The following is a 14,093-nucleotide window of genomic DNA, read 5'->3' as shown; positions in this document are numbered from 1 at the left end:
AGATTCAGCATGACCGAACTTAGCGACATCCGGCGAGTGCCGGGCACGTTCCGGCCCTTACGGGTGCTGGACGCCTACTGCTGCATCGGCGGCGCCACCGCCGGCTACCGGCGGCTCGGCTGGCACGTGACCGGCGTCGACATCCAGGCGCAGCCGGACTACTGCGGCGACGTCTTCCACCAGGGCGACGCCATCGAGTTCATCCGCGCCCACGGCCACGAGTTCGACTTCATCCACACCTCCCCGCCCTGCCAGGGCGAGGGCGCCCCGACCAAGGGAACCAACCGGGCCCGCAACGCCGCGATCGGCCGCACCTACCCCCGCCTCATCGCCCCGACCCGCGCCGCGCTGGAGGCGACCGGCCAGCCGTACGTGATCGAGAACGTGGCCGGCTCCGAGGTCCGCAAAGACCTGCGCCTGTGCGGCGAGATGTTCGGGCTCGGGGTGCTCATGCACCGCTACTTCGAGTTGGGCGGCTGGACCGCCGTCCAGCCGACCCACCCTCGGCATCGGGGCCGGGTGCGGGGCTGGCGGCACGGCGAGTACCACGAGGGCCCGTACGTGGCCGCGTACGGCAAAGGCGGCGGCAAGGCCACCACCGAGGAAATCCGCGCCGCCAAGGGCATCGACTGGTCCACCGACCACTTCCGACTCCGCGAGGCCCTGCCCCCGGCCTACACCGAGTGGATCGGCCGCGCCCACCTCGCCACCCTCACGCCCGCACTGGAGGTGGCCGCATGAGCGACCACCTGAAGACCGCGCTGAGCCTCGCGGCATCCGGGGTGCCGGTCCTGCCCCTGCGCCGGGGCAAGGTCCCGTTCGGCAACTGCACAACGTGCACGGACAACGCCTGCGGCGGCCGGCCCAACATGAAGACCCCCGGCCCCTGCTACTGCCCCAGTGTCTGCCACGCGTGGGCCGCCGCTACCACCGAGCCGGCTGTCGTCGTCTCGCCCGCGTGGGCGGCGGCGTGGCAGCGGGCGGTCTGCGTCGGCTACCACCCCGGCGGCGCCGGCCTGACCGTCGTCGACCTGGACGACGCGGACGCCATCGCCTGGGCCCGCACCACGCTGCCCGCCACGCGGACCGTGCCAACAACTCGCGGTGAGCACTGGATCTACCGAGGCGCCATGCGCTCCGTGAACGCGGTACGCCCCGGCGTCGACATCAAGTCCACGATGGCCTACGCCCGCTACCTCGGGCCCGGCACCGGCACCCTGGCCGACCTGCCGGACACCGTGCGAGCCCTGGCCGTCAAGGAGCCTCCTGCGGCCCGCCCGGCGGCGCATGCGGCCGTCGCCGTGCCCGCCGGCGTGGGCGGGGAGTGCCCGCACCGCACGCCCGCCTACCTCGCCCGTGGCATCGCCATGGCAGAGCAGCGCATCACCGAGGCGTCCAGCGCGGTCCACGCGACGGTGTATCGCACCTTCCTGGCCGTGCTGTCCCGGCACGGCCGGTGCGGCTGCCTCACCGACACCCACGTCGCCCGCTTGTTCACCGCCGCGCAGGCCAAGGGCGAGACGGCCCGGCACTGCGCGGACGCGTGGACCAACGCCCGCACCACGTTGGGACTGTGACCATGTCCGAGGACGAGAAGACTCCCGCCCGCGAGATCATCACCGACTACGCGCAATCCCACTTCCGGTACTTCCGCACCGCCGACGGCACCGTCTACGCCCAACGCAACGGCCACCCCGTGGCCCGCCCCATCCGCTCCCAAGGCACCACCGGAAGCCACCGGCAGGAACTCATGGTCGGACTGTTCAAGGACGGCATCGGCGTGTTCAACGGCACGGCCATGAAGGAGGCGCTGGACCTGATCGAAGCATTGGCGCTGACCGAGGAAGTACAGCCCGTGCACATCCGCGTCGCCCCCGGCTACGACGGGGCCACATGGCTGGACCTCGGACGGGCTGACGGGCAGTCGGTGCGCATCCACCCCACCGGCTGGGACATCCGCACCCCGGACCCGCAGGAAGTCTGCTGGCGGCGCACCCAGCTCACCGGAGAACTGCCCCTGCCGGTCAAGGACACCAACGGCAAGGGCATCGACCTGCTGATGCGGCTGTGCAACTTCGCCACCGCCGAGACCGAGTGCCTGGCCATCGCCTGGCTCATCGGCTGCCTCGCCCCGTCCGTGCCCGTCCCGGCCCCGTTCCTCACCGGCCCGCAGGGCGCCGGCAAGTCCACCGGCGGGCGGATGCTCGTGCGGATCATCGAGGGCATGACCGGGGACCTGCGCAGGGCCCCGAAGGACGAGGAGAACCTGATCACGGCGGTGGCGGCCGGATGGGTCACCGCCCTGGACAACCTCTCCCACATGACCCCGGATCTCTCCGACGCGATGTGCCGCATCGTCACCGGGGCCGAGGACGTCAAGCGCGCCCTGTTCACCGACGGGGACGTCTTCCGCATCGGCTACCGCCGCCCGTTGCTCCTCACCGGCATCGACGTCGGCGTCATCCGGCCCGACCTCGCCGAACGGCTCCTGCCCCTGCGGCTGGAACGCCCGCGGGTGCGGCGCACGGAGGCGGAACTGTGGTCCGACTTCGCCGAGGTGCTGCCCGTCATCCTCGGCTCGCTCCTGGACCTCACCGTGCAGGTGCGCGCGGCAGAGGCGGACATCCCGACCGACCTGCGCATGGCGGACTTCGCGCACCTGTGCGCACAGCTCGACGCGGCCACCGGTCTGGGAGCGCTCGCCGCCTACCGGGCCAGCCTGGACGACCTCAACGACGACGTCATCGAGGGCGACCTGTTGGCACAGACCGTCCTCAAGCACGCCGCCGGCATCGACCCAGGCACCGAGCAGCGCATGACGTCCGCCGAATGGCTGCACTGCCTCACCGGCCTCTACAGCGGCGAGGAGTGCCGTCCCCTGCCCAAAGGGTGGCCGACCACCGGCAAGGTGCTCTCAGACCGCCTCAAGCGCCTACAGCCCACCCTCGCCGCCAGAGGCGTCCTCATCGACTGGGGACGCACCAACACATCCCGCTACATCGAGATCGCCCGGCCGTCTGCCGCGCCACCCTCGCCGGAACAGGAAGCGGCCTTCTGACCGCCCGGCTCCCGCGACCGCACGCAAGCAAGAGGAGCACCCGTCGACGCGTGCTCCTCTTGCTGTTCGGCGGCAACGCCGCCCTGCCATGGACGCGCCGCGAAGCGGCTCCTTCTTCACGTCCTGAGCCGCGTACCACAACAGACACCACCCCCCTTTGTCCGAAGTAGAGAGACGCTGCGTCACCTGCGTCACCAGCACCCTGAAAACGGCCCCTGACCTGCCGAAAGAGAGGTGACGCAGACAGCCGATTTCTGCGTCACCCCGCGTCACCTGCGTCACCACGATGACGCAGGTCTGTGTCACCGGTGACGCATCCCCACCGCGCTGTGTCACCGCGAAACCGCAGGTCAGAGCGGCTAGTGACGCAGATGACGCAGATGACGCAGAAATCCCCACCTCGGACACATGCGGCCACGCCCTCCCCCTTGGAGTCTCATGCCAAAGCAGACAGACCCCGACCCCCGGGCCACTCTCCGGGGCGGCCTCCCGGACCGGTACCTCACCCCCGCCGACATCGCCGAGATGTTCGAGGTGCCCCTGGAGACCGTCTACCAGTGGCGCAAGAAGCGCACCGGCCCACCAGGCTTCCGCATCGGCAAGCACCTCCGTTACGACCCCACCGACGTACGGGCCTACGTCGACCAGCGGAAGCACGCCGACACCACCGCCGCCTAACCGAAAACTCACCACACAGCAGGGAGAGCCGCCTGTGCGGCTCTCCCTGCCTCATATCGAGAGGACCGCTGCCCTATGGCAGGCCACATCCAAGACCGGTGGTACAAAACCGAACCTGACTCCGCCGGCAAGCCCCGCCGCGTACGCACGGACCGCTACGGCACCGGGATGCGCTACCGCGCCCGCTACATCGGCCCGGACGGCACCGAGAAGAGCAAGTCGTTTCCGGACGGGCAGAAGCGACTGGCCGATCAGTGGCTCGCCCACATCGAGGCGGACATGTCCCGGGGGCAGTACGTGGACCCGGCCGCGAGCCGAGTGACGTTCCGGCAGTACGCCGAGAAGTGGCTGAGCACGCAGACCACCGACATGACCACACGAGAGTCGGTGGAGTCTGCGATTCGCGGGCACGCCATCCCCTACCTGGGGCCGCGCCCTCTCGGCTCGTTCAAGCCGGAACACATCCGGGATTGGCTCAGCGAACTGGAACGGGCCGTCCCTGCGTCGTCATACCGGCGCGTGATCTACAACAACGTGTCGACGGTCCTCAACGCGGCAGTGGACGACGGTCACCTGTCGAAGAACCCGTGCCACGCTCAATCGGTCCGTCCGCCGACCGCGGGAAATGGCCGTGTCGTGCCGTGGAGCGCAGAGCGCGTCTTCGCTGTACGTGCGGCGCTGCCGGAGCAGTACCGCCCGATGATCGACCTCGGAGGCGGTTGCGGACTCCGGCAAGGAGAGATCTTCGGGTTGCCCGTCGACGCCATCGGCTTCGACTCCGGATGGCTGCACATCGCGAACCAGGTGAAGGTGACGAAAGACGGTCTCGTCTTCGCCCCACCGAAGCGAGCCAAAATCCGCGACGTCCCCTTGCCGGACCGTGTGGCGCACGTCCTCAAGCAGCACATAGAGGCGTTCCCCCCGGTGGAGATCACCCTGCCATGGCTCCGGGTGGACGGTCCGCCCGTCACGAAACGGCTGTTGTTCACCCGCCTCGACGGCGCCGGCGCAGTTCGGCGTACCGACTTCAACGACCGCGCGTGGAAGCCTGCTCTCGTGGCTGCTGGGGTCATCCCCGCGCCGAAGCCCGGAGAGCGTCACCAAGCCGCCCGCGAACACGGCATGCACGCCCTCAGGCACTTCTACGCGTCCGTCCTGCTGGACGCCGGCGAGAACGTCAAGGCGTTGAGTGCCTACCTCGGCCACAACGACCCAGGATTCACGCTCCGGGTCTACACACACCTCATGCCGAGCAGCGACGCACGGGCCCGGAAGGCCGTCGACGGCCTGTACGAGGCCACCGATCCGGCGCCCGACGGCCCACAGACGGCCCAGGGCCGGTGAGACGCTACGGGGCCGACGGTCCACGACCGTCGGCCCCGTCCTCCGCAGCAGCCGTAAACCTGCTCTAACGAGCCCTTACAGCACCGGCAGCAGGTTCTTCAGCTCGAACGCCGTGACCTCGGACCGGTACGCCTCCCACTCCTGCTTCTTGTTGCGCAGGAAGAAGTCGAAGACGTGCTCCCCGAGGGTCTCGGCGACGAGGTCGCTGCGTTCCATCAGGGTGAGGGCCTCGCCGAGGTTCTGCGGGAGCGGTTCGATGCCGAGGGCGCGGCGCTCGGCGTCGGAGAGGGCCCAGACGTCGTCCTCGGCGCCGGGCGGGAGTTCGTAGCCCTCCTCGACGCCCTTGAGGCCGGCCGCCAGGAGGACGGCGTAGGTGAGGTAGGGGTTGGCGCCGGAGTCGATGGAGCGGACCTCCACGCGGGCGGAACCGGTCTTGCCGGGCTTGTACATCGGGACGCGGACCAGGGCCGAGCGGTTGTTGTGGCCCCAGCAGATGTAGGACGGGGCCTCGCCGCCCGCGCCCGCGGTGCGTTCCGAGCCGCCCCAGATGCGCTTGTAGGAGTTGACCCACTGGTTGGTGATCGCGGAGATCTCGGCGGCGTGCCGCAGCAGGCCCGCGATGAAGGAGCGGCCGACCTTGGAGAGCTGGTACTCGGCGCCGGACTCGTAGAACGCGTTGCGGTCGCCCTCGAAGAGGGAGAGGTGGGTGTGCATGCCGGAGCCGGGGTACTCCGAGAACGGCTTGGGCATGAACGTCGCCTGGACGCCCTGCTCCAGCGCCACCTGCTTCATGATCAGGCGGAACGTCATGATGTTGTCGGCGGTGGAGAGCGCGTCCGCGTAGCGCAGGTCGATCTCCTGCTGGCCGGGGGCGCCCTCGTGGTGCGAGAACTCCACCGAGATGCCCATCGACTCCAGCATGGTGATCGCCTGGCGGCGGAAGTCCATGCCCACGTTCTGCGGGGTGTGGTCGAAGTAGCCGGAGTTGTCCGCGGGGGTGGGGCGGCTGCCGTCGACCGGCTTGTCCTTCAGCAGGAAGAACTCGATCTCCGGGTGGGTGTAGAACGTGAAGCCCAGGTCGGAGGTGTGGGCCAGGGCCCGCTTGAGGACGTAGCGCGGGTCGGCGAAGGACGGGGAGCCGTCCGGCATCAGGATGTCGCAGAACATGCGCGCGGTGCCGGGGGCCTCGGCGCGCCAGGGCAGGACCTGGAAGGTCGCCGGGTCCGGCTTGGCGATCATGTCCGACTCGTACACCCGGGCGAAGCCCTCGATGGCGGAGCCGTCGAAGCCGATGCCCTCGTCGAAGGCCTGTTCCAGCTCGGCCGGGGCCACGGCGACGGACTTCAGGAAGCCCAGGACGTCCGTGAACCACAGGCGTACGAACCGGATGTCCCGCTCCTCCAGGGTCCGGAGCACGAACTCCTGCTGCTTGTCCATCTTCCGCTTCCCCATCCTTGCCGGTCCGGCCGCCCGCCCCGCCTCCGCGTACGGGAGACGGACGGGTACCCGAGCATCACACCACATCAGCGTTTCGCGCACGTTGCCGACCTGGATCACCCGGCGGCCCCGACCCGCCTCAGGGCCGTTGCCGACCCCGGTCACCCGGCGGCCCCGCGCCGCTTCGGGGCCGCGTACGCCCGTGGGGCCATCCTGCCCGCTCGCCCCGGTGCCCGTAACGGTCCAGTCCTTCCCCCCTCCCCCTGCTGCACCGGCTCGCCGGACCGCGCCCCCTCTCCAGCCCCGCACGGGCTCGGGCCCGGTCGTGGGCGCCGCCCGCCTCACGGAACCGCCGGTCAGGGGATCCAGCGGGTCCGCAGCCCACCGTCCGAGGGCCCGCAACCCACCCCCCGCGTAATTGGTATTTCCGATGCAAGTTTAATGGGACACGCAGACAGTCGATGCAGAGGAGACCTGATGCTGTCCGTGCAGTCCGCTGCCACCATCCGTGCCACGCTTCCCGCCGTGGGCGCCGCCCTGGGCGAGATCACCGAGCGGTTCTACGCCGGGATGTTCGCCGCCCGTCCGGAACTGCTGCGCGACCTGTTCAACCGCGGCAACCAGGCCGCCGGCACCCAGCGCCAGGCCCTCGCCGGGTCCATCGCGGCGTTCGCCACGCACCTGCTGGAGCGCCCCGACGAGCGGCCGGACGCCATGCTCGGGCGCATCGCGCACAAGCACGCCTCCCTCGGAGTCACCCCGGACCAGTACGAGATCGTCCACGAGCACCTGTTCGCGGCCATCGCCGACGTGCTGGGCGAGGCCGTCACACCGGAGGTCGCGGCCGCGTGGGACGAGGTCTACTGGCTGATGGCGAACGCCCTCATCGCCCTCGAGAAGCGGCTGTACGAGGAGCAGGGCGGGCCGGGGTGGCGGCCCTGGGAGGTCGTCGCGCGGGTCGCCGAGACCGCCGACGTGGTCACCTTCCGGCTGCGCCCGGCGGACGGCGGCCCGGTCCGTCCCTTCCGCCCCGGCCAGTACGTCTCCGTCCGGGTGCCCCTGCCCGACGGCGCGCGGCAGATACGCCAGTACAGCCTGTCCGGCGCGCCCGCCCCGGACGAGCGGCAGTTCAGCGTCAAGCGGGTCCGCGACGGCTCGGCGCCCGACGGCGAGGTCTCCGGGCACCTGTACGCGCACGTCCGGGCCGGTGACGTCGTCGAACTGTCCGAGGCCTACGGCGACCTGGTGCTCGACGCCGACGGCGACACGCCCCTGCTGCTCGCCTCCGCCGGGATCGGGGTCACGCCGATGACCGCGATGCTCGCCCACCTGGCCGAGACCGGCCACCGCGCCCCGGTCACCGTCGTGCACGGCGACCGCTCCCCCGCCGACCACGCGCTGCGCACCGACCACGAGGCGTACGCGGCGAAGCTGCCGGACGCGGCGGTGCACTTCTGGTACGAGCAGGACGCCCCGGCCGGGGCGGGCACCGGCTACGTCGACCTCAGCCGGGTGCCGGTCGCGTCGGGCACCCGCGCGTACCTGTGCGGGCCGCTGCCCTTCATGCGGACGGTGCGGGAGCAGCTGATCCGCAAGGGCGTCGCCCCGGCCGACATCCACTACGAGGTGTTCGGGCCGGACCTGTGGCTGGCGGCCGCTGCGTAGCACCGGCCGCTTCCGGGTGATCCCGGACGGCGCGGACGGCGTCCTCCGGGGGCGAACCGGGCCGGGGGAGCCGGGGGAGCGGCGGGGAACGGTGCGTGAGGCGGCCGGCCGGAGTCAGGCGGGTCCCTGGCGGGGCTTCGGGGTGAGGTCCAGCAGGAGGGGGCCCGTCGGGCCGGCGACGAGGTCCGCGACGGTGAGCGGGTCCAGGGTGGCGAAGAACGCCTCCTGGGCCCGGCGCAGCGCGCCGCGCAGTCCGCAGGCGGGGCTCAGCGGGCAGGGCGCGCCGGTCGCGACGCCCTCGCAGTCGACGACCTCGCCCTCCCCCTCGAAGGTGCGCACCAGGGCGCCGACCGAGGCCGTGCGGCCTCGCTCCGTGACGGTCAGCCCGCCGCCCCGGCCGCGGCGGGCGGTGAGCAGACCCATGTGCTGCAGTTCGGCGACGACCTTCGCGGCGTGCGTGTAGGGCACGTCCATGGCCTCCGCGACCTGACGCGTGGTGGGCGTGGTGGAACCGGCCACGGCGAGGCGCATGAGGACCCGCAGGGCCAGGTCGGTGGAGCGCAGCAGCCGCATGAGGTCGACCCTAGGTAATGTGCATCCGGCATTCAACTATTCGGACGGGACCGGAAGCCGAACGGGATCCGGGCAGCATGGGCGCGGCGCGGGGTGTGGGCGCGGCGTCCGGCTCTTGCCCGTCCCTGGCGTCCGGCTGGACTCCCTCCCGTTCATCCGGCTGGCGTCCCGCCCGGGCACCCGGCTGGCGCGCTCCTCCCCAGCGACCGGCCGGCGTCCCGCCCGGCACCGCCCGCGGCAGACGCGGCGGGCGGGCCGGGCCGGGCGGGCCGGGCGGGGCCGGTTCACGGCCCCTACGCCTCCCCCTCCCGCACCATTACGATCTGCTCACCCGTTTGTCCCACAGACCCCGAAGGGCACCCCCATGGGCTCCGCCGAGAAGAGCAACGCGGCACGCACGGCACGCATAGAGGAGATGCGCCGGGCGGAGCAGGCCCGCGCGCGCCGCAACCGCGTCCTCACGGTCGCGGCAAGTGCGGTGGTCGCCGCGGGGCTCGTCGTCGGCGGGGTGTTCGTGCTCCGGTCGCAGTCCGACGACGGCGGCGCCACCGCCGGGGGCGGCGACGGGAAGAACGCCGGCCGGTTCGTCACCGGAAAGGACGGCGTGCGGACCTGGGAGGGGACGCTGGGCCGCAACCACGTCACGCAGGCGGTCGACTACCCCGTCCGGCCCCCGGTCGGCGGTGACCACAACCCGGTCTGGATGAACTGCAACGGCGACGTGTACGACCAGGAGATCCGCGAGACCAACGCCGTGCACTCGCTGGAGCACGGCGCGGTCTGGGTCACCTACAGCTCCGCGGCCGACGACGCGGAGGTGAAGGCGCTGGCGGCCAAGGTGAGGAAGACCCCGTACACGCTGATGAGCCCCGTCGACGACCAGAAGGACCCGGTCATGCTGTCGGCGTGGGGGCACCAGCGCACCGTCACGGGGGCGGACGACCCCGCCCTCGACGCGTTCTTCGAGAAGTTCGTGCAGGGCCCGCAGACCCCGGAGCCGGGGGCCGCCTGCACGGGCGGGATCGGCCGGTGAGGACGTACGGCCTGATCGCGGCGGCCTCGGCGCTCGCGCTCGTCGGGACCGGGGCGCTGACGTACGCGGTCGCCGGCGACCAGGGGGCGGACCGGGTCCCGTCCGCCGGCTCCGCGGACGCCGGGTTCGCCCGGGACATGGCCGTGCACCACCAGCAGGCCGTCGAGATGTCGTACGTCGTCCGGGACCGGACGGACGACGAGGAGGTCCGCCGGCTCGCCTACGACATCGCCCAGACGCAGGCCAACCAGCGCGGGATGATGCTCGGCTGGCTGGACCTGTGGGAGCTGCCGAAGGTGTCCGCCGATCCGCCGATGACGTGGATGGGCATGGGCGACCGGGCGGCGGGCGGGGAGGACGGGGCGTTGATGCCCGGCATGGCCACCCGCGCGGAGATGGAACGGCTCGGGAGGCTGAACGGGAAGCAGGCCGAGGTCTTCTTCCTCCAGCTCATGACGGACCACCACGAGGGCGGGGTCCACATGGCCGAGGGCTGTGTCAGCAGGTGCGAGGTCGCCGTGGAGAAACGCCTGGCCAGGGGCATGGTGGAGGCGCAGCGGTCGGAGATCGAGCTGATGGCCGGGATGCTGCGGGAGCGGGGAGCGGCGCCCCGCTGACCCGGTGAGGGGGCGGGCGGCCCCACCCGTACGGTGGCCGGACGGGACGGCACCAGCAGGCCGGCGGCCCCGGCGGGACCACGGCCGGGCGGGGGCGGCGGCCGGGCGGTCGGCGGTGCGCGTTCCGCCGTTTCCCCTTCCACATCGCGTCGCTCTGACGATTACACTGGACGGCGTGCCTCAACTACGCCTCGCCATGAATCAGATCGACTCCCGTGTCGGTGACCTCACCGGCAACGCCGAAACGATCGTCCGCTGGACCCGGCACTCCGCCGAGCAGGGAGCGCACCTGGTGGCGTTCCCGGAGATGGCGCTGACCGGGTATCCCGTCGAGGATCTCGCCCTCCGGTCGTCCTTCGTCGAGGCCTCCCGCGCGGCCCTGCGCTCCCTCGCCGCGCGCCTCGCCGAGGAGGGCTTCGGCGAACTCCCGGTGGTCGTCGGCTACCTCGACCGCAGTGCCGTCGCCCAGCCCAAGTACGGGCAGCCGGCCGGAGCGCCGCAGAACGCCGCCGCGGTGCTGCACCGCGGGGAGGTCGTGCTGAGCTTCGCCAAGCACCACCTGCCCAACTACGGCGTGTTCGACGAGTTCCGCTACTTCGTGCCCGGTGACACGCTGCCCGTGCTGCGGCTGCACGGCGTGGACATCGCCCTCGCCATCTGCGAGGACCTGTGGCAGGACGGGGGCCGCGTGCCGGCCGCCCGCTCGGCGCGGGCCGGGCTGCTGCTCTCCGTCAACGCCTCGCCGTACGAGCGGAACAAGGACGACACGCGGCTGGAGCTGGTGCGCAAGCGCGCCCAGGAGGCCGGTTGCACCACCGCCTACCTGGCACTGACGGGCGGCCAGGACGACCTGGTCTTCGACGGGGACTCCATCGTCGTCGACCGTGACGGCGAGGTCCTGGCCCGTGCGCCGCAGTTCACCGAGAGCTGTGCCGTCATCGACCTGGACCTGCCCGCGGCCGACGCCGGGGCGCCCACCGGGATCGTCGACGACGGGCTGCGGATCGACCGGGTCGTCCTGTCCGAGGAGCCGCTGCCCGCCTACGAGCCGGAGCACACCGGCTCACAGGCGGCCCGGCTGGACGACGACGAGGAGGTGTACTCCGCGCTGGTGGTGGGGCTGCGGGCGTACGTCGTCAAGAACGGCTTCCGGTCCGTGGTGATCGGGCTGTCCGGCGGCATCGACTCGGCGCTGGTCGCGGCGATCGCCTGCGACGCGGTGGGCGCGGAGAACGTGTACGGCCTGTCGATGCCGTCGAAGTACTCCTCCGATCACTCCCGCGACGACGCCGCGGAACTGGCGCGGCGGACCGGGCTCAACTACCGCACCGTGGCCATCGAGCCGATGTTCGACGCGTACATGGGGTCGCTGGAGCTGACCGGGCTGGCCGAGGAGAACCTCCAGTCACGGCTGCGCGGCGTGGTGCTGATGGCGGTCTCCAACCAGGAGGGGCACATCGTGCTCGCGCCCGGCAACAAGTCGGAGCTGGCGGTGGGCTATTCGACGCTGTACGGCGACTCGGTGGGTGCCTACGGTCCCATCAAGGACGTGTACAAGACGTCGGTGTTCCGGCTGGCCGAATGGCGCAACCGGGCGGCCCTGGAGCGCGGCCAGACCCCGCCCATCCCGGAGAACTCCATCTCCAAGCCGCCCAGCGCGGAACTGCGGCCGGGGCAGGTCGACACCGACTCCCTGCCGGACTACCCGGTGCTGGACGCGATCCTGGAGCTGTACGTGGACCGCGACCGGGGCGCCGACGAGATCGTCGCGGCCGGTTACGACGCGGAGTTGGTGGCCAAGACGCTGCGGATGGTGGACCGCGCGGAGTACAAGCGCCGCCAGTACCCGCCGGGCACGAAGATCTCGCCGAAGGGCTTCGGCAAGGACCGCCGTCTTCCCCTGACCAGCGGCTGGCGGGAGCAGGCCCCCGAGGCGGGCTGACCGTCGGCGGACCGCTCCCGCCGCCCGCGGGCCCGGGGTCGCGGTCCGCGGTCGCGGGCCGCAGCGGGCCCGGCACGGGTTCCGTGTGCGGGCCCCGTCGGCCGCCTCGGCGCGGCCGGCCGTGTCCGTGTCCGTGACCGTGACCGTGACCACCGTGACCACGACCGAACGGTCCGTCCCTCACCGGGGCGGACCGTTCGCCGTTCACCGACGTCCGACGCCGTCCGGCTGTTCGGGCTGTCCGGCCGTCCGGCCGTCCGGCCGTTCCGCCGGCATCAGCCCCCGGAGGACGGTGCCAGCTTCACGCGGGCCGCGATCGGGAGGTGGTCGCTCGCCGTCCTGGGGAGGGTCCACGAGGTGGTCGGCTCGGCGCCCTTGACCATGATCTGGTCGATGCGGGCCATCGGGAAGGACGCCGGCCAGCTGAAGCCGAACCCGCTGCCCACGGCCCCCTGGGTGGAACGCATCTGCGAGGTCACGGCGTTGAGGGCGCGGTCGTTCATGGTGCCGTTCAGGTCGCCGAGCAGGACGACGTTCTCCAGGGGCTCGCGGGAGATGGCCTCGCCCAGCGCGTCGGCGCTCCGGTCGCGCTGGTGCGCGGTGAAGCCGGCCTCCATCTTGACCCGCACCGACGGCAGATGGGCGACGTAGACGGCGACCGGTCCGGCGGAGGAGTCCACGGTCGCGCGCATCGCGCGCTTCCAGCCCAGCCGGATGTCGACGGCCCGCACGTCGGTCAGCGGGTACTTGCTCCACAGCCCGACCGTGCCGACCACCTCGTGGTACTCGTACGTCGACGCCAGCGCCTTCTCGTAGACCGGCACCGCCGAGGCCTTCAGCTCCTCCAGCGCCAGGATGTCCGCGCCCGCGGCCGCCACGTCCCGGGCGGTGCCCTCCGGGTCCGGGTTCTGCGCGTTGACGTTGTGGGTGGCGACCGTGAGTTCGCCGCCCTTGGTGGTCTTGTCGGTGACGAGGCCGCCGAAGAGGTTCAGCCAGACGACCGCCGGCAGCAGCACCGCGACGAGCGCCGTCGCCGACCTGCGGATCAGGGCGAGCACCAGCAGCACGGGGATGAACAGGCCCACCCACGGCAGGAAGGTCTCCACCAGACTGCCGAAGTTGCCGATCCGGTTGGGGATCTGCGCGTGGGCCACCATGACCAGGGCCAGCAGCACCGCGCAGGCGGCGAGGACGAGGCCCCGGCGCCAGGTGCGGGGGTCCCCCCGCCAGCCTCTGCTCAGCCGGGCGAACAGGCGCTGAAGCCGGGTTGTCCGGCGCTCGGGCCCCGAGCCGCCGTGGTCCGTCTCCGTCATGTACGCCTGCTGCGCCATACCGTCGCCTCACAACCCGCTGTGCACACCGACTCCCCCGTGTCCGTACGAACCCTAGGGGATGATCGGTTCCTTTCCCGCCGTCCTGCGACGGCCGTACGGGGGCGAGGACGTACGCGGCCGCTCGGGGAGTTCCAGGACGGGCACTCCGGAGTGCGCTCTGTGACCGAACGCGCACATATGCCGCGGTCCGGTCTCCGTCTGGCGGGGACCGCGGGGCGGGGCCCAGTGTCCTTGCCATGTCCTCGCCACGCCCTCGCCGTGCACTTGCCGTGCCCTTGCCGTGCTCTTGCGACCGCCGGCACCTTGCGCACCGCGTCCCCCTCGCTCACCCCCCGGGGCCCCCGGGCAACCGCCGGTCACCGTCCGCCCCGACGGCCTCACGGGCCGTGCGCTCCACGGACCGTGCCCCGAA

The 14,093-nt window shown here is 71.8% G+C and carries 12 protein-coding genes; 9 read left to right on the top strand and 3 right to left on the bottom strand.

The window, feature by feature from the left end; genetic code table 11:
* Positions 1–9: 9 nt before the first annotated feature.
* The 5 genes from ACSU53_RS22550 (at position 10) to ACSU53_RS22530 (ending at position 5,080) form a co-directional block, all read left to right on the top strand.
* Positions 10–741, top strand: coding sequence for a DNA methylase (locus ACSU53_RS22550; RefSeq protein ID WP_437030405.1), 732 nt, complete (start codon positions 10–12; stop codon positions 739–741).
* On the top strand, positions 738–1,577 hold the full coding sequence (locus tag ACSU53_RS22545; RefSeq protein ID WP_437030403.1) for a bifunctional DNA primase/polymerase: 840 nt from the start codon (positions 738–740) through the stop codon (positions 1,575–1,577). Before ACSU53_RS22550 ends, ACSU53_RS22545 begins: the two co-directional genes overlap by 4 nt.
* A gap of 2 nt (positions 1,578–1,579) precedes the next feature.
* The gene (locus tag ACSU53_RS22540) at positions 1,580–3,058 is read left to right on the top strand and encodes an ATP-binding protein (protein WP_437033350.1); all 1,479 of its coding nucleotides are present in this window, start codon (positions 1,580–1,582) and stop codon (positions 3,056–3,058) included.
* 438 nt (positions 3,059–3,496) lie between these two features.
* Complete coding sequence (locus tag ACSU53_RS22535) at positions 3,497–3,736, top strand: helix-turn-helix domain-containing protein (protein WP_437030401.1); 240 nt, start codon at positions 3,497–3,499, stop codon at positions 3,734–3,736.
* Between the two features lie 75 nt (positions 3,737–3,811).
* Positions 3,812–5,080, top strand: coding sequence for a tyrosine-type recombinase/integrase (locus ACSU53_RS22530; RefSeq protein ID WP_437030399.1), 1,269 nt, complete (start codon positions 3,812–3,814; stop codon positions 5,078–5,080).
* A gap of 75 nt (positions 5,081–5,155) precedes the next feature.
* On the opposite strand, the gene glnA is transcribed toward ACSU53_RS22530, so the two are convergent.
* The gene (gene glnA, locus ACSU53_RS22525) at positions 5,156–6,517 is read right to left on the bottom strand and encodes a type I glutamate--ammonia ligase (RefSeq protein ID WP_437030397.1); all 1,362 of its coding nucleotides are present in this window, start codon (positions 6,515–6,517) and stop codon (positions 5,156–5,158) included.
* Positions 6,518–6,994: 477 nt separating this feature from the next.
* Between glnA and ACSU53_RS22520 the strand changes: the two genes are divergently transcribed.
* On the top strand, positions 6,995–8,182 hold the full coding sequence (locus tag ACSU53_RS22520) for a globin domain-containing protein (RefSeq protein WP_437030395.1): 1,188 nt from the start codon (positions 6,995–6,997) through the stop codon (positions 8,180–8,182).
* A gap of 114 nt (positions 8,183–8,296) precedes the next feature.
* On the opposite strand, the gene ACSU53_RS22515 is transcribed toward ACSU53_RS22520, so the two are convergent.
* Positions 8,297–8,755 (bottom strand): RrF2 family transcriptional regulator, encoded by a 459-nt coding sequence (locus ACSU53_RS22515; RefSeq protein WP_437030393.1) that lies wholly within the window; start codon positions 8,753–8,755, stop codon positions 8,297–8,299.
* Between the two features lie 364 nt (positions 8,756–9,119).
* Here ACSU53_RS22515 and ACSU53_RS22510 point away from each other — a divergent pair, with 364 nt between their 5' ends.
* From ACSU53_RS22510 to ACSU53_RS22500, 3 genes are all read left to right on the top strand, one after another.
* Entirely contained in the window at positions 9,120–9,788 is a 669-nt protein-coding gene (locus tag ACSU53_RS22510; RefSeq protein WP_437030391.1) for a DUF3105 domain-containing protein, read from the top strand.
* On the top strand, positions 9,785–10,405 hold the full coding sequence (locus ACSU53_RS22505) for a DUF305 domain-containing protein (protein WP_437030390.1): 621 nt from the start codon (positions 9,785–9,787) through the stop codon (positions 10,403–10,405). Before ACSU53_RS22510 ends, ACSU53_RS22505 begins: the two co-directional genes overlap by 4 nt.
* A gap of 175 nt (positions 10,406–10,580) precedes the next feature.
* Entirely contained in the window at positions 10,581–12,347 is a 1,767-nt protein-coding gene (locus ACSU53_RS22500) for an NAD+ synthase (RefSeq protein WP_437030388.1), read from the top strand.
* 275 nt (positions 12,348–12,622) lie between these two features.
* Here ACSU53_RS22500 and ACSU53_RS22495 read toward each other — a convergent pair whose 3' ends face one another.
* Positions 12,623–13,678 carry an endonuclease/exonuclease/phosphatase family protein gene (locus ACSU53_RS22495; RefSeq protein ID WP_437030386.1) on the bottom strand — a complete coding sequence of 352 codons (1,056 nt, stop codon included), beginning with the start codon at positions 13,676–13,678 and terminating at the stop codon, positions 12,623–12,625.
* Between the last annotated feature and the right edge of the window lie 415 nt (positions 13,679–14,093).

The sequence above is a fragment of the Streptomyces sp. enrichment culture genome, assembly GCF_964273255.1.
Lineage (GTDB): Bacteria > Actinomycetota > Actinomycetes > Streptomycetales > Streptomycetaceae > Streptomyces.
Note: the sequence above shows the minus strand (reverse complement) of the source record. Positions and strands in the feature narration are given on the sequence as shown.